Genomic DNA, 14475 nt, shown 5'->3' on the forward strand with positions numbered 1-14475 from the left:
ATGAATGCAATGATTCAACGCATGGAAGCAGCATTGGCCGCCCTTAAACGTGGTGAAATCATCATCGTGATGGATGATGAATCCCGCGAAAATGAAGGCGATATGATCATGGCCGCTGAGTTTTGTGATGATCAGGACATGAACACCATGATTCGTAAAGCCGGCGGTTTAGTGTGCGCACCGATCTCAACTGAGATTGCCAAACGTTTAGATTTAGCGCCGATGGTGGTGAAAAATGAAGATGAATATCAAACGGCATTTACGGTGACGGTGGATTTTGTCTCAACTCATACGGGCATTTCAGCGGCTGAACGTGCGTTAACGTGCCGAAAGCTTGCGGCACAAGATACACAGTCAGCTGACTTTAAACGCCCGGGGCACATTTTCCCATTGATCGCTAAAGATGGCGGCGTTTTGGTTCGTCGTGGGCACACAGAAGCGTCTGTGGATTTGATGAAGCTTGCCGGCTTAACAGAAGCCGCCGTGATTTGTGAAATTTTAAACGAAGATGGCACCATGGCGCGTCACGATGATTTATTAAAAGTGAGCGCGGCTGAAAATATGCCATTTATCACCATCGAAGACATTGTCAATTATCGTCATCATTTAGCGAATCAAGCGACCAGCATTGAGCCCTTAAGTCATGCGCATTTACCAACGGCTTATGGCAACTTTGAGATTTATACTTTCCCGAACAGTGAAGGCGAAGAGCCGCATGTGGTGCTTCGCAATGCTCAATATGATGCCAATGCGCCATTAACGATGCGCATTCACTCTGAATGTTTAACAGGGGACATTTTTCACTCGGTTAAATGTGATTGCCAAGCGCAACTTGATTTTGGCCTTAAAACCATCGCCAATGATCCTAATGGCATGATGATCTATTTGCGTCAAGAAGGGCGCGGCATTGGGCTTGCTGAAAAGATTCGTGCATATGCACTGCAAGATCAAGGGCAAAATACCATTGTGGCCAATGTGTCATTGGGTCATCCGGTGGATGCTCGTGACTTTACGGTGGCTGCGCAAATTTTGAAATATTTTGATCAAAAACGTGTGCGCATCATCACCAATAATCCCGAAAAAGTCGCCGCCCTTAAAGCCAATGGCATTGAAGTGATCGAGCGCGTGGCAACCCCACGATTTGTGACAAAAGAGAACCAAGATTATTTAACCACCAAAGCGACCGAAATGGGTCACTATCTATAAGTTTTTAGGAGACATATTATGCAAATTATCGAAGGCAATTTATCCATTTCTAACAAAAAAATCGCCATTGTGGCCGGTCGTTTCAACAGCTTAATCACCAAGCAATTGATCGATGGCGCTGTGGATGCACTCAAACGCCACGGTTTGAATGAAGAGAACATTCAATTGGCTTGGGTGCCAGGTGCATTTGAAATTCCATTGATTGCACAACAATTTGCCAAAAAAGCAGATGTGGATGCCGTGATCTGCTTAGGTGCCGTGATTCGCGGTTCAACACCACACTTTGATTTTGTGGCCAATGAAGTGTCAAAAGGCATTGCGAGCGTGAGTTTAGAAAATGCCAAACCGATTGCATTTGGCGTCTTAACCACAGACAGCATCGAGCAAGCGCTTGAGCGTGCCGGTACAAAAGCAGGCAATAAAGGTGCAGATGCTGCCATTACTGTGATTGAAATGTTAAACTTAATGGCTGCGATTGATGGCTAATTGATTTTAACAAAGGTAAGGGAAGGGCAAATGACAGGTAAACAGGATCCATTACAAGCATTTGTCCTTTTTTGTGCGCGTAATTTACGGGGTTGGTTGGTGAGCTCATTGATCATCTGTTTGATGGTGATTGTGGTGGGCAATGTGTGGATTCAGTCTGAGATTAAGCATCTGCACGCGGAAGACAATGCGGACACGCTATTGGTGCTGGGCTATAAAGTTGAAGGCGAGCCGCTTGCGCCGACCAATGCACTGGCCAATCGCTTAGAGATGGCGCGCCAATATTGGCTGGAATCACCCGATACACGCATTGTGGTTTCTGGCGGGCAAACACAAGGCCTTACTAAAAGTGAAGCACAAGTGATGCGCGATTATTTGGTGGCGCACGGCATTCCAAGTGATGTGATTGTGATGGAAGAGATATCCAGGCGCACCGCTCATCAATTTGTCAATTCTATGCAGTTAATGGATTTGGGCAATGTGGTGGTTGTGACCAATGATTTTCATTTGCCCCGCTCTTTAATGCTCGCTGAACGTTCGGGGTTGAAAAGTGTTTCAGGTTTAGCCGCGCCCACGCCGACAGATTCGCGTTCCATTTTCACCGCCTACATTCGTGAGCCTTTTGCACTGTTGAATTCATGGCTGTTTGATCATCCCTAATCATGCCCATTTTCTTGATTTTAATGATTTTTGTCTTAATGCTGATGGCCTCGCCATATCTTGCACTTTTTTATTGGTTAGCGCCGAGCACCACCGCCGGCATTGTGGGCACATTTGCATTAGCCAGCGGTGCATTGCTGTGTATCATGATCGGCATTGGCATCATCATGCATCATCGCAACAATCGTTAGATCACTCTTTGACAGCTTCTGCCTGAATCGCAATGTTCACAGTTTTACTCATGCCTTTGTCCACAAAAAAGTCCATGCCCCATTGTGTGCGATCAATCTCTGCGCTGAAGTCACCGCCACACACTTGTGTTTGCCAAATCGGGCTGTGATAACAATTAAAGCGTTCCACCGTTAACGTTACAGGATGCGTCTGTCCAAGGAGCGTTAGATCACCGGTGATGTGTGTTGGTTGATGGTTTTGCCATTGCCATTGTGTGGAGGTAAAACGCATCTCAGGATATTTGGCCGCATCAAAAAGATCACTGTTTTTAAGGTGCTGATCAAAAGCATCGGAGCCACTTTTTAGATTTTTGATGGGAATGATCACGGTAACGCTGCCCACTTCATGGTCAGGATCATACGTCACATGTCCCGTTAAACCATAAAAGCCACCATGATTGGTGGAGGTTTGAAAGTGATCAATGTAAAAACGTGCATTGGTGTGTTCAGGCTCTAATTGATAGTGTGTTGCCAAGCTTGGCGTGAGGCATAAAAGCGCGCCGAGGGTGAATAATGTTTTGGTCATGTCCATTCCTTTGGTTTAGAAAAGCTTATTCCGATAATAGAATAATGTATATGATATTGTTCTAAAAATGAACAAAACAAACCGTTGTCATTTTTAGGAGCACACTATGAAATCATTACTTCAAGTTCATCATGCCCCAGATCCTCATTGGGTGGGCGATGGCTTTTATGTCCGTTCACTCTTTAATTATCGCAATCATGGGCGTTTTTTGAATCCATTTTTACTGCTTGACCGCGGTGAGCCCACCTATTTTGAGCCAGCAAACGTGCCGCGTGGCGTTGGGGAGCATCCTCATCGTGGCTTTGAAACGGTGACCATTGTGTATGAAGGAGAAGTGGCGCACCGTGATTCTAGCGGCAATGGCGGAGTGATTGGCAAAGGCGATGTGCAGTGGATGACGGCCGCAGCCGGCATTTTGCATCAAGAGTATCATTCACAAGCCTTTACACAGAGCGGTGGGATTTTTGATGTGGTGCAATTGTGGGTGAATTTACCAGCGAAGGATAAAATGAGTGCACCGGGCTATCAATTGTTGACCGAAGAGAATCTTCCGGTGATTCAGCTTGATCAATATGGCAGTTATGTGCGTATTATCGCCGGTGACTATTTGGGCACAAAGGGCGCTGCTCGCACTTTTACGCCTGTGGATGTGTGGGACATTCACTTAAGTGCTGAAAGTGATGTGACGATTGCGGCGCATCAAGATCGTTATGTGGGTTTAGTGGTGATCAAAGGACGTGTACAACTGAATCATGATGTGGTGCTCGAACCTTCTGACTTAGCATTATTAGACCAAAAGGGTGATTCATTTATTTTATCGAGTGATGCCGACGCCACTGTGTTGTATTTAAGCGGCGAGCCCATTGATGAGCCGATTGTAGGACATGGGCCTTTTGTGATGAACACGCACGAAGAAATCATACAAGCATCGTTAGATTACACTCATGGGCGATTTGGTAAAATCGACTAAATTAAAAGAATTTATCGACTTTTAGGTTGCTAAAAGATTTATTCTGCTTATAATGCACACAAATTGCAAATCTAACCTCGTTAGGTGAGGCTCCTGTACGGAGACATGCTACTGCCCAGAAACGTCCAAAGACGCCAACGGGTTTGAACAGAAACCATCGAATTAAGGTGGTTTATAACGTAGCTAGCAGTGAAGCATGCTTCACGTCTTATGCCGTACAGTGCTAAAACTCAACGATTTGGGGGGAGAGAGCACCGTATGCGCCTTTGCGTGTATGGTTGCCCGCGTTACGGTTTTTTAAGATCGCATGCGCCTCTATTCGTTAGAGGCGCTTTTTTTATGCGAAATTTTTTGACTGTTTTTCGGGAGGCACCCATGATTAAAACATTGAACCGTGCTCAACATGTCTGGATCCAACTCACAGCGCCAACGCCACAAGAGCTCGAGCGCATCAGCCATGATTTTTTCATCCCTTTTTCCATGCTCAACTTACATCAAAATGGCGCAAAAAGCCGCATGATTGAGCGCCATGCAGAGCTTTTTGCCTTTATGCTGCAGTTACCGATCCGCAGCCGATTTGGAGAAGTGATGCCATTTACCTTACAAAATGTTTCTGTGATTGTGATGGGGCATGTGGTGATCACCATCAGCGAGCACGAGCATCCCATTTTAACAACGCTCGAGCAATCCTTTACAGAGCTGACGGATGGCAACGCCACCCATTTATTGTTGCATTTATTTGAACACACCATTGGCCGCTATTTATTGGCCATCGATGAGATCAATCGTACGATCGCTACTGTAGAAGCGCAGATTGAAAACGCCATCAGCAATCAGCACATTTTTGATCTGCTCAATCACAATAAAAGCTATGGCGCATTCATTCGTGCATTGAAACACAATGGCCGCGTGTTTAAGGATTTGGCTGCCAAGCGTTTATTGCTCAGTGACTATAAAACCGATGCGATGCTGCAAGATGTGGTGCTGGCCAATTTGCAAACACAAAAAAAGGTGGAAATTTATCATGCGAACCTTCGAAACTTGATGGATGCTTACTCTGCGGCGATTGAGAATAACTTAAGTTTAGCGGTGCAGTATTTAACAATTTTTGTGACGATTGCCGCGATTCCGATGGCCATCGCGGGCATTTATGGCATGAATACGCCGTTGCCATTTCAAGATGAACCCTATGCCCTTGTTGTGTTAGGGGCCATTGCCGCCGCGTTAGCTGGCGCTGTGATGATGTTTTTCAAAGCCCGCCGTTATTTGTAGGAGAGATTATGTTATCCATTTATCAAACCCATGCAGATGGGCAGTTATTGCCAAGTGAAACCTTAGCGCACAATAGCGTCATTCACTTGGTCAATCCAACAGAAGAAGAGATCAATGTGTTGGTCAATGAACTTCATTTGCCATTAGATTTTTTTCATAGCGTGCTTGATCGTCATGAGCGCCCACGCATTGAGCGGGATGACCATGGCACTTTGATCATTTTAAATGTACCTGTAACGGCTGCGAACGCTGAGGATTTAACGGCGCCGCCTTATCATACGGTGCCCCTTGGCATCATTCATGGGCGAGATCATCTCATCATTGTGAGCCGCGAGCCATTAACCGTGGTGGATGAAGTGTTGACGAGGCAATATGGCGATTTTTATAGCCACATGAAAACGCGCATTTCATTGTTATTGTTTAAGGCAGTGTCTGAATCGTATGAAGATCATTTGGCATTGATCAATGCACAAGTGAGTCAGTTGCAAAAGAAACTCAGAGCCTCGTATAAAAATACCGAGTTGTTTGCCCTGATGAATCTCAATAAAAGTTTGGTGTTTTTCTCAACGGCGTTGAGTGCAATGACCATTTTGTATCAGCGCCTGACCCTCGGCGATACATTGAAAATTCATGAGGATGAAAAGCAGCGTTTAGAGTCAATTTTGGTGGATTTAGAGCAATCGGCCGAGGTGATAGAAATGCGCCGCGAGAGTTTAAGTAACTTGATGGATGCATATGCCACCATCATTCACAATAACTTAAACGCTGTTTTAAAAATGCTGACGACGCTTGCGATCGTGATGATCATTCCCACCATGATCGGCAGCATTTTTTCCATGAACGTGGCATTGCCAGGGGAAGAAGATCCTGTATCTACCGTCATGATTGCCATCGGCATGGTATTGATCAGTGTGATGCTGCTCATTGTCTTTTATCGAAAAAAATATTTACGTATGTAAGGGGAGATCATGACATTTATGAACCATTTTTCCTTGGTGGCGCCGACCATCGCAGAGCAACACGAGATGACAGAACGTTTTAATTTACCAGCATATTTTATGCATGAAGCCACAGACATCAATGCACGTCCTAAGCTTGAGCAAGAGGGCGGACATCAATTGCTCGTGATTCACCTGCCTTATGTGGATCAACAGGTGACGGACAGCTCAATGGATGTGAAATATCGCACGCTGCCTTTTAGTATGATTCTTACGGGGGATACGTTAATCACTGTGTGCAGTGAAAAGACGGCTTTGAGCTTTGATCATCGCACTCATACCGCCAATATTTTGGGTATTTTGCATCAAACAGCAGTGGATTACATTCAATTGACGCAGCAGATTGAGTCGGAGATCACAGCGGCGGAAGATGAATTGTCGCGCTCTTATCGCAATCCTGAGTTGTATCGCTTGTTGTATCTCAATGAGAGTTTGCTCTGCATGGCAACGGCGCTCAAGCAGATGCGCCACATGATGCGTAAATTGGAAAAAGGGCAACTTTTATTGATGCATAAGCAAGATCAAGACATTTTTATGGATACATTGGTGGAATTAGATCAAGCGTATGCCATTACAGAGATCAGTCAGTTGAATGCGAATAACGTGATGGATGCATATGGCAACATCATTCAAAATAATGTGAGCCACGTGGTGAAATTGTTAACGGCTGTGACGATTGTGCTCTCAATTCCCACTTTAATTGCCAGCATTTATGGCATGAATGTGCCGTTGCCATTTCAAACGGCAGACAATGCTTTTTATGTATTGATTCTCGTGATGATGGTGGCAAGTTTGGGCGTTGCGGGATTATTCTGGCGTAAACATTACTTCTAAGGCGTTGATCCGCTATAATGAAAGCATCCGCATTGATGTGATTGTTAGGAGAAATGTATGAAAAAATTATTATGCCTAAGCAGTTTAATGTTGGCGTTGTCTGTTGCCCATGCCCAAGAGAGCTCATTGACAGAGGATTTGTCGAAACTCACCGATGATGTTTCTAAATCTGTGAAAAAAGGTTGGGACAGGTCAAAAGATGCCATCAGTGATTTTTCAGATGATGCAAAAGTGCAGTTAGATAAAGCAGGTGAATCCATCAAGAGCAGTTTTGATGATTTTAAAAACAGCTATGCGGTGACAGATGCCGCCACATTACAAAAATATTTGGTGGTGGAAATCCCATCCGTTTCCCTTGAAGATGGACAATTGACGGTGACGGTCATCTTAAAAAATAACCAAGATAAACCGGTGAAATTTAAAGATGTAAAAAATAAAGTGGATGTGATTGTGTTAGATCAAGACAGCATTGCCTACTTTGCCACAGAAGCTTCATTTAAACACAATCAAAAAATCATTGTGCCGGCAAAAGCGGCTGTGAAAGTGACGTGGCAATTTGACAATGTCACATCAACGCCGGTGATGCTGCGTTTGATGAATGCAGATTATCCTTTGCCCAAAATCAGCAGCGGTTTTTCCTTAAAAAGCTTAGGCTTATAAATCAATCGAATCCCCAAGCATGCTTGGGGATTGTTTTATGGGGGTTCGTATGAAAACACAATTGCCAAAAGAGGTTGAAGAACAGTTAGCTGCCATCGAAAAAGATGGTGAATTATTGCCATCAGAAGCAGCAGTGCTACATGAAACAGTGCGTTATGAAGGGATTCGCGTTTTAGAGCGCGATGGTTATGCTTTGCTGCTCTCGGCATTGGCGGCAGGTTTTGCGATGGGGGCGGGTTTCATTGCCAAATCTGTGATTGCCATGCACATTGATGATCCTAATGTCAGCTTTTTACTCAGTGGTTTTGGGTACACATTGGGTTATGTGATCATCATTTTATCGAACCAAATGCTCTTTACGGAAAATACGCTGACCGCAGTGTTGCCATTTATGAGTCATCCCTCAAAGCGCACGCTGTATCGGATCATGCGTTTGTGGGTGATTGTTTTGTGTGGCAATTTGTTGGGCGTTGTGGCGTTTACCCTTTCTTTGATTTATCTGCCCGATTTTTCTGTGGATGTGCGCGCGCATTTGCCGGCGCTGGGTCATCACATCATGGAAAACAGCCCGTATCAAATGCTGGTTAAAGGTGTCTTTGCCGGTTGGCTGATGGCGGCTTTGGTGTGGATGCTGCCAAATCTTGGTGACAATAAAATCTGGGGGATCATTTTCATCACCTACATCATCGCCCTTGGTGAGTTCACACACATCATTGCGGGCTCAAGTGAAGTGTTATATTTAGTGTTTACAGGGCACGAGCATTGGAGCCACTATTTTTATCCCTTTGCCATTCCCACATTGATTGGCAATATTTTTGGGGGAACGATTCTGTTTGGGTTGATCTGTCATGGGGAGATCAGAAGCGACATGCCCAACAATCGTTTTTAATGATGTCAAAAAACCTCGGTTCCCCGAGGTTTTTTTAGATGAATGAACAGTGGATTATTGTTCTAATGCTTTGCTCGCATCTTCAATCATCACTTTGGTGGATTTTAATCCGCCGCCAGATAAATACCAAACGTTTGGATCTAAATAGATGATTTTGCCATTTTTGAAGGCTTTGGTGTTTTTCACCAAATCATTTTCAACTGTTTGTTTAGCCGTTGTGCCGCCTGCATTGATCACTGCTGTGCGATCCACCACAAAGATGTAATCAGGATCTAAATTCATCACATATTCAAAGGAAACACTTTGACCGTGACGGGACACTTCAATGGTTTCATCGGCAGGTTTAAAGCCCAACACATCGTGAATGAAGCCAAAGCGAGAACCTGGGCCATATGCGCTGATTTTGCCATCGTTTGCTAAAATGATGAGGGCTTTTTCTGGCATGTTTTCAGTTTTTGCTTTCACTTTTGCGATCGCGTCATTGAGTTCAGCCAATTGTGCTTTTGCTTCTGCTTCTTTACCGAAGAGTTTGCCCAAGGTTGTGGCATTTTCTGTCAAAGAAGGCATGTAATTTTGATCATCAATGTTGTAATTGATGGTGGGCGCGATCTCTGCAAATTGCTCATAAAGCGGCGCTTGACGAATGGCAATGATCATAAAATCAGGTTTTGCAGCGTGAATGGCTTCAAAATCTGGCTCTTTTAAGGCGCCAAAATCTAAATATTTAGGATCTTTATATTCGCTTAAGTAAGCTGGAATGTTGGCTTTTGGAATGCCCAACACATTGACGCCAAGGGCTTCTAATGTATCTAATGAACCAAAGTCAAACACCACAGTGCGCTGAGGATTCATGGGCACAACGGTTTCACCCGATAGATGTTTAATGGTCATGGTTTTAGCCGCTTCAGGGGCTTTGTCAACAGATGCAGCAGGCGCTGTGGTTGTGGTTTCTGTTTGAGTTTCGACCACCACTGTTTCTGTTTTAGGTTGTTCATTGCCACAAGCGGCAAGCATTAAGGCAAACGCGGAAGCTAACGCAGCTTTTTTATATGACTTCATTCATAACTCCTTACAAAGCTAGTTTTAAGTAAAATAGACGCAAATGCGTTGATCGTTGATTAACTGTATCGGAATTTCCATGTCATAAATGTCTTTAAGTACATGGGAATCGATGATTCTCCCTGTTTCTCCCTCATGCACGAGTGCGCCGTTTTTGAGGGCTATAATGTGATCGGAATAACACGATGCAAAGTTGATGTCATGAATGACCACCACAATCGTTTTATTCTTCTCGCGCACTAATTTTTGTAGCACCTGCATGATCTCCACAGAGTGCTTCATGTCTAAGTTGTTTAAGGGCTCATCTAAAAAGATGATGTCCGTATTTTGTGCCACCACCATCGCAATGAAAGCGCATTGGCGTTGACCGCCGCTGAGCTCTGCAATGTGTTTATCCTGTAAATGGGCAAGCCCCATGTATTCAATGGCTTGATCAATATAATGCTGATCCTCTGCCGTTAAGCGCCCTTTGCTATAGGGAAAACGCCCAAAGGCCACCAATTCACGCACCGTAATGCGAAGATTAATGTGGTTTGCTTGCTTTAAAATGGAAATTTTTTGTGCCAATTGATCAGGCTGCCATGTGTGGATTTCGCGGCCATCGATGTAGATTTCACCTTGATCCGGCTTAAATAAGCGGCTCATCATGCCAAGCAATGTACTTTTACCGGCACCATTTGGGCCGATGAGGGAGGTGACTTTGCCTTCAGGAATCGTGATGGAGACATTGTCCACCACTTTGCGTTGCCCAAAGGATTTAGAAACATTATTGACCACTACCATTTTTGATTCTCCCGCAGTAATAAATACATGAAGTAAAGGCCGCCGATGAAGTTGATGATCACACTTAAAGTGGTGGAGAAGGTGAAAAAGCGTTCCACCAAAAGCTGGCCAAAGGCTAGGGCACAGATGCTCACAAGCACTGAACCGATCAAGAGGACTGAGTGTTTATAGGTTTTAAAAATCTCATAGGTGAGGTTTGCCACCAATAATCCCAAAAATGTGATGGGACCAATGAGTGCGGTGGAAACCGCCGTGAGGATTGCCACCACAATTAAGCTAGTACGCACAACTTTTGCATAATCAATGCCAAGATTCACGGCTTGATCGCGCCCAAGGCTCAATACATCAAGGTATTTAATGATGGGGAAATAACCTGCCATCACCACGCCAATGATGCCCACAGACCACCACAACAATTTGACTTGAACGTTGTTAAAGCTTGCAAACATCTTGTCTTGCACGATTAAAAATTCATTGGGGTCAATCAGCACCTGCATGAAGGTGGATAAGCTTTGGAACAGCGCACCTAAAATGATGCCCACCAATAATAAAAAGTAGACGGATTTACCGTTTTTCAGCATCACTCTAAAGAGTAAAACAGCAAAGCCCACTAAAATGGCAATGGAGATGAAAAAGAGCCATTGATTGCCAAGGAGCGTGTAGTTTTTACTGCCCAGTAAAAAGATGAGCAGGGTTTGCACCAAAAGATAGAGCCAATCGAGCCCAATGATGCTTGGGGTCAGAATTCGATTGTGGGTCACCGTTTGGAAAATCACAGTGGAGATGGCAATCGCACTACCGGCAACCACCATTGCCGCGATTTTAAAACCGCGTTTAGGCAGTGAATAGCTCCAGTTAGCACCGAGCTTATAAAAAAGGAAGAGCAGAATGCTCAGCAGCGTCAGACCGAGCAGAATGAATATTTTGGTGCGATGACTCATGTGTTTGCAGCCTTTTTAAAGAGTAACCAGACAAATAGGGTGCTGCCCAAAATACCAATGGTGACGCTGATGGGAATCTCGTATGGATGAATGATGATGCGCCCAACAATGTCACACACAAGCACAATGATGGCGCCCACAAGCGCTGTGTAGGGCAGCGTGATGCGCACATTGTCACCTTTATAGAGCGACACAATGTTTGGCACAATGAGCCCAATAAAGGGAATCATGCCCACGGTGAGAATCACGCAGGCAGTGATCATCGCCACAATCGCCAATCCAATGTTCACCACTTGATGGTATTTGAGCCCCAAATTTTTGGCAAAATCTTCCCCTAAGCCGGCAATGGCAAATTGATTGGCATAGAGATACGCCACAATCATTAAGGGAATGGAAACATACATGAGTTCATAACGCCCACTCATCACCATGGAAAAATCGCCAAGCAGCCATGAGGAGATGTTTTGAATGAGGTCATATTTATAGGCGATGAAAGTTGAGATTGAGCTGATGATCCCGCCAAACATTAAGCCGACCAATGGGACAAACACCGCATCCTTATAGCGGATGTGGTTTAAAATTTTCATGAAAATAAAGGTGCCCGCTAAGGAAAAGGCAAAGGCGAGGAGCATTTTGACAATCGGGCTTGAGCTGGCAAAGAGCAAAAGGGCGACCAAAATCCCCAATTTTGCCGATTCTAACGTGCCTGCAGTGGTTGGGGAGACAAAGGCATTTTGACTCAGCTTTTGCATGATCAAACCTGCAATGCTTAGACTTGCCCCCGCGATTAAAATGGTCACCAAGCGCGGCACGCGGCTCACAAAAATGGTCTGCAATTGAATCTCTGTGAGGTTCAGTGTGAGAACATCACGCACAGAGATGTTCAAGACGCCCACAAACAGTGAGATCACAGAGAGGATGATTAAAATGAGAAAAAGATGGCGTTTTCTCATGGTTAGTAATAGCCCTTCATAAATGCAATTAATGCTCGAATGATAATGATTGTATTTTACATGATATTTAACCTTTTCATAGTAAGGGCAGGAAAAATGGTGGGATTGCATGTATAATGTTTGTTCAATTTTTTGTGCAGATTTCGTCAATTAATTGAATTGATTGGCATTATAAGGATTTTAAATCTGCGCACTGTTTAGGCAACTGATGTAGAATGTTCGCCACTTTTATGAAAGATTAATCTATGGAAAATAAAGAGACATTCGCGCCGTGGGCCATTGGCGTGTTTTTATTGGCAGTGCTGACGGTGCAATCTGGCGCTGTGTTGGCAAAAAAATTATTTGAATCTGTGGGGCCAGAAGGCGCAACCTCCATGCGTTTAGGCTTTGCAGCTTTGATGCTCTTGGTGGTGTTTCGTCCGTGGCGCATTAATTTTAAAAAGGGCAATTTAAAACAATTTTTAGTGTATGGCGTGGCGTTGGGTGCCATGAACTTCTTTTTCTATCGTGCCTTAAAAGAGATTCCGATTGGGATTGCTGTGGCCATTGAATTTGTGGGGCCATTGTCTGTGGCGCTGATTTACTCGCGCCGCCCGATAGATTTTATCTGGATTTTATTGGCGGTCATTGGTTTATTATTGCTCCTACCGATTGGTCAAGAGGTGCACAATGTAAACTTTAAAGGTGTGATTTACGCACTCATTGCCGGTTTTTGGTGGGCGGTTTACATCATTTATGGTCGTAAAGTGGGCAAAGCATATGGCATTCCCATTGTCTCTGCCGGCATGATTGTGGGGGCGCTTATTTTTGCACCCATTGGCATCATCACAGAAGGGGTAACCTTACTCAATCCCACTATTTTGGGGTTAGGATTATTGGTGGCACTGTTATCATCAGCCATTCCCTTTGCATTAGAACTCATCGCGATGACGCACATTCCTGCCAAAACCTACGGAACGCTCAGCAGCATGGAGCCAGCTGTGGGCGCAATCTTTGGCATTGTCTTTTTAAGTGAGTATTTGTTGCCCATTCAATGGGTGGCGCTCAGTGCCATCATTTGTGCATCGATTGGGGCAACATTGACGGCGCGCGGAAAATAGTGGATATCGCTTGACCAAAGGGTAGTGCAACGCTAACATATCTATGTGTTCCACTACCAAAATTTTTATGCCTGTCATATATCATATAGATAACACCTCACATTTCTTAACATCTCACTTTCTACTGCTACTTTATTAGCGTCTCTATCTACTCAGCGTTGTCAATTTTTTAATTACACATTTTAGATAGAGGAATTCTTATGAACAATAAAGCTTGGTTTTATGTCGGGCTCACCAGCATTTTTGAGCTGATTTGGCTTTATGGATTTAATCGTGCAGAAGCACCATGGCAATGGGCACTGGTTGTGCTATTTATTTTCATGGACTTAAACTTTTTAGCCAAAGCGTGTCAATATTTAGCCGCCGGCACTGTTTATGCTGTGTTTGCTGCAGTCGGCACCATCGGCACTATTTTAATGGACACTTTCTTATTAGAACAAACCATCTCAAGTGCGATGATGGTGTGTATGGCACTCATTTTACTTGGCGTGCTTGGCCTGAATTTATCGGATCCTTCGGCAGACGAAGAGGAGGAAAATCATGGCTAATTACGGCACTTGGATCGGTTGGGGCTTGGTGACATTGGCTGTTGCCGCAGAGATGGTGGGTATTTTTGGCTTAAGCTTATATACCCGTAAAAAGAATCTCATCAATCGATTATTGTATTTTGGTGGTTTAGCGGCATCATTTGTGGCGCTGTATTACTCGTTTCATTATCTACCGGTGAGCATTGCATACACGGTATTGACGGGGATCGGGACAGCGGCAGCCGTTGTGATCAACATTTTATTTTTTAACGAATCTAAAGACATTAAACGCATCATCAGCTTAGCGCTCATCATCGCAGGGGTTTGCGGTTTGAAATTCTTAAGTTGATCAATCACCTCGGGTCACCGAGGTTTTTTTAT

The 14475-nt window shown here is 44.3% G+C and carries 18 protein-coding genes and 1 riboswitch; of the genes, 13 read left to right on the top strand and 5 right to left on the bottom strand.

Annotation, left to right across the window (positions count from 1 at the left end):
• From ribB to B9T20_RS06615, 4 genes are read left to right on the top strand one after another with little or no spacing between them, the layout of a single operon-like run.
• Entirely contained in the window at positions 1 to 1206 is a 1206-nt protein-coding gene (gene ribB / locus B9T20_RS06600) for a 3,4-dihydroxy-2-butanone-4-phosphate synthase (protein WP_094490336.1), read from the top strand.
• Between the two features lie 18 nt (positions 1207 to 1224).
• Positions 1225 to 1692, top strand: a complete 468-nt coding sequence (ribE, locus tag B9T20_RS06605; protein WP_094490337.1) for a 6,7-dimethyl-8-ribityllumazine synthase — start codon at positions 1225 to 1227, stop codon at positions 1690 to 1692.
• A 30-nt stretch (positions 1693 to 1722) separates the two neighbouring features.
• Positions 1723 to 2352: a YdcF family protein gene (locus B9T20_RS06610; RefSeq protein WP_094490338.1), complete on the top strand. Its 630-nt coding sequence runs from the start codon at positions 1723 to 1725 to the stop codon at positions 2350 to 2352.
• Positions 2353 to 2375: 23 nt separating this feature from the next.
• Positions 2376 to 2543 carry a hypothetical protein gene (locus tag B9T20_RS06615; protein ID WP_158520533.1) on the top strand — a complete coding sequence of 56 codons (168 nt, stop codon included), beginning with the start codon at positions 2376 to 2378 and terminating at the stop codon, positions 2541 to 2543.
• 1 nt (position 2544) lies between these two features.
• Here the strand turns inward: B9T20_RS06615 and B9T20_RS06620 are convergent, their stop codons facing one another.
• A complete protein-coding gene (locus tag B9T20_RS06620; protein WP_369907459.1) occupies positions 2545 to 3114 on the bottom strand; it encodes a YceI family protein in 570 nt (189 codons plus the stop codon).
• A 100-nt stretch (positions 3115 to 3214) separates the two neighbouring features.
• Between B9T20_RS06620 and B9T20_RS06625 the strand changes: the two genes are divergently transcribed.
• From B9T20_RS06625 to B9T20_RS06650, 6 genes are all read left to right on the top strand, one after another.
• Positions 3215 to 4078: a pirin family protein gene (locus B9T20_RS06625; protein WP_094490341.1), complete on the top strand. Its 864-nt coding sequence runs from the start codon at positions 3215 to 3217 to the stop codon at positions 4076 to 4078.
• 69 nt (positions 4079 to 4147) lie between these two features.
• Positions 4148 to 4327, top strand: a riboswitch (M-box (ykoK) riboswitch).
• 126 nt (positions 4328 to 4453) lie between these two features.
• Positions 4454 to 5350 (top strand): magnesium transporter CorA family protein, encoded by an 897-nt coding sequence (locus B9T20_RS06630; protein ID WP_094490342.1) that lies wholly within the window; start codon positions 4454 to 4456, stop codon positions 5348 to 5350.
• Between the two features lie 8 nt (positions 5351 to 5358).
• Positions 5359 to 6309 (top strand): magnesium transporter CorA family protein, encoded by a 951-nt coding sequence (locus B9T20_RS06635; RefSeq protein WP_094490343.1) that lies wholly within the window; start codon positions 5359 to 5361, stop codon positions 6307 to 6309.
• Positions 6310 to 6318: 9 nt separating this feature from the next.
• Positions 6319 to 7182 (top strand): magnesium transporter CorA family protein, encoded by an 864-nt coding sequence (locus tag B9T20_RS06640; RefSeq protein WP_094490344.1) that lies wholly within the window; start codon positions 6319 to 6321, stop codon positions 7180 to 7182.
• Positions 7183 to 7239: 57 nt separating this feature from the next.
• A complete protein-coding gene (locus B9T20_RS06645; protein ID WP_094490345.1) occupies positions 7240 to 7842 on the top strand; it encodes a hypothetical protein in 603 nt (200 codons plus the stop codon).
• A 49-nt stretch (positions 7843 to 7891) separates the two neighbouring features.
• Positions 7892 to 8731, top strand: a complete 840-nt coding sequence (locus B9T20_RS06650; RefSeq protein ID WP_233491624.1) for a formate/nitrite transporter family protein — start codon at positions 7892 to 7894, stop codon at positions 8729 to 8731.
• 54 nt (positions 8732 to 8785) lie between these two features.
• On the opposite strand, the gene B9T20_RS06655 is transcribed toward B9T20_RS06650, so the two are convergent.
• Genes B9T20_RS06655 through B9T20_RS06670 form a run of 4 tightly spaced genes read right to left on the bottom strand, consistent with a single transcriptional unit; the run spans position 8786 to position 12467 of the window.
• On the bottom strand, positions 8786 to 9790 hold the full coding sequence (locus B9T20_RS06655; protein ID WP_094490347.1) for a siderophore ABC transporter substrate-binding protein: 1005 nt from the start codon (positions 9788 to 9790) through the stop codon (positions 8786 to 8788).
• A gap of 24 nt (positions 9791 to 9814) precedes the next feature.
• Positions 9815 to 10573 carry an ABC transporter ATP-binding protein gene (locus B9T20_RS06660; RefSeq protein ID WP_008315805.1) on the bottom strand — a complete coding sequence of 253 codons (759 nt, stop codon included), beginning with the start codon at positions 10571 to 10573 and terminating at the stop codon, positions 9815 to 9817.
• Complete coding sequence (locus tag B9T20_RS06665) at positions 10567 to 11514, bottom strand: iron chelate uptake ABC transporter family permease subunit (RefSeq protein ID WP_018122564.1); 948 nt, start codon at positions 11512 to 11514, stop codon at positions 10567 to 10569. The genes B9T20_RS06660 and B9T20_RS06665 overlap by 7 nt, the downstream gene beginning before the upstream one ends.
• Complete coding sequence (locus B9T20_RS06670) at positions 11511 to 12467, bottom strand: ABC transporter permease (RefSeq protein ID WP_018122565.1); 957 nt, start codon at positions 12465 to 12467, stop codon at positions 11511 to 11513. The genes B9T20_RS06665 and B9T20_RS06670 overlap by 4 nt, the downstream gene beginning before the upstream one ends.
• Before the next feature lie 245 nt (positions 12468 to 12712).
• Between B9T20_RS06670 and B9T20_RS06675 the strand changes: the two genes are divergently transcribed.
• The 3 genes from B9T20_RS06675 (at position 12713) to B9T20_RS06685 (ending at position 14443) form a co-directional block, all read left to right on the top strand.
• Positions 12713 to 13567: an EamA family transporter gene (locus tag B9T20_RS06675; RefSeq protein WP_094490348.1), complete on the top strand. Its 855-nt coding sequence runs from the start codon at positions 12713 to 12715 to the stop codon at positions 13565 to 13567.
• Between the two features lie 200 nt (positions 13568 to 13767).
• Positions 13768 to 14115: a multidrug efflux SMR transporter gene (locus B9T20_RS06680; RefSeq protein WP_094490349.1), complete on the top strand. Its 348-nt coding sequence runs from the start codon at positions 13768 to 13770 to the stop codon at positions 14113 to 14115.
• On the top strand, positions 14108 to 14443 hold the full coding sequence (locus B9T20_RS06685; protein ID WP_094490350.1) for a multidrug efflux SMR transporter: 336 nt from the start codon (positions 14108 to 14110) through the stop codon (positions 14441 to 14443). Before B9T20_RS06680 ends, B9T20_RS06685 begins: the two co-directional genes overlap by 8 nt.
• The last annotated feature ends 32 nt before the right edge of the window (positions 14444 to 14475 follow it).

The sequence above is a fragment of the Wohlfahrtiimonas sp. G9077 genome, from assembly GCF_002252155.1.
Classification (GTDB): domain Bacteria; phylum Pseudomonadota; class Gammaproteobacteria; order Cardiobacteriales; family Wohlfahrtiimonadaceae; genus Wohlfahrtiimonas.

Coding starts and splice junctions, on each gene's coding strand:
- ribE (WP_094490337.1), top strand. CDS start 1,225: ATGCAAATTATCGAAGGCAATTTATCCATTTCTAACAAAAAAATCGCC.
- B9T20_RS06610 (WP_094490338.1), top strand. CDS start 1,723: ATGACAGGTAAACAGGATCCATTACAAGCATTTGTCCTTTTTTGTGCG.
- B9T20_RS06620 (WP_369907459.1), bottom strand. CDS start 3,114: ATGGACATGACCAAAACATTATTCACCCTCGGCGCGCTTTTATGCCTC.
- B9T20_RS06640 (WP_094490344.1), top strand. CDS start 6,319: ATGACATTTATGAACCATTTTTCCTTGGTGGCGCCGACCATCGCAGAG.
- B9T20_RS06685 (WP_094490350.1), top strand. CDS start 14,108: ATGGCTAATTACGGCACTTGGATCGGTTGGGGCTTGGTGACATTGGCT.
- B9T20_RS06650 (WP_233491624.1), top strand. CDS start 7,892: ATGAAAACACAATTGCCAAAAGAGGTTGAAGAACAGTTAGCTGCCATC.
- B9T20_RS06625 (WP_094490341.1), top strand. CDS start 3,215: ATGAAATCATTACTTCAAGTTCATCATGCCCCAGATCCTCATTGGGTG.
- B9T20_RS06615 (WP_158520533.1), top strand. CDS start 2,376: ATGATTTTTGTCTTAATGCTGATGGCCTCGCCATATCTTGCACTTTTT.
- B9T20_RS06655 (WP_094490347.1), bottom strand. CDS start 9,790: ATGAAGTCATATAAAAAAGCTGCGTTAGCTTCCGCGTTTGCCTTAATG.
- B9T20_RS06670 (WP_018122565.1), bottom strand. CDS start 12,467: ATGAGAAAACGCCATCTTTTTCTCATTTTAATCATCCTCTCTGTGATC.
- ribB (WP_094490336.1), top strand. CDS start 1: ATGAATGCAATGATTCAACGCATGGAAGCAGCATTGGCCGCCCTTAAA.
- B9T20_RS06680 (WP_094490349.1), top strand. CDS start 13,768: ATGAACAATAAAGCTTGGTTTTATGTCGGGCTCACCAGCATTTTTGAG.
- B9T20_RS06635 (WP_094490343.1), top strand. CDS start 5,359: ATGTTATCCATTTATCAAACCCATGCAGATGGGCAGTTATTGCCAAGT.
- B9T20_RS06675 (WP_094490348.1), top strand. CDS start 12,713: ATGGAAAATAAAGAGACATTCGCGCCGTGGGCCATTGGCGTGTTTTTA.
- B9T20_RS06660 (WP_008315805.1), bottom strand. CDS start 10,573: ATGGTAGTGGTCAATAATGTTTCTAAATCCTTTGGGCAACGCAAAGTG.
- B9T20_RS06645 (WP_094490345.1), top strand. CDS start 7,240: ATGAAAAAATTATTATGCCTAAGCAGTTTAATGTTGGCGTTGTCTGTT.
- B9T20_RS06665 (WP_018122564.1), bottom strand. CDS start 11,514: ATGAGTCATCGCACCAAAATATTCATTCTGCTCGGTCTGACGCTGCTG.
- B9T20_RS06630 (WP_094490342.1), top strand. CDS start 4,454: ATGATTAAAACATTGAACCGTGCTCAACATGTCTGGATCCAACTCACA.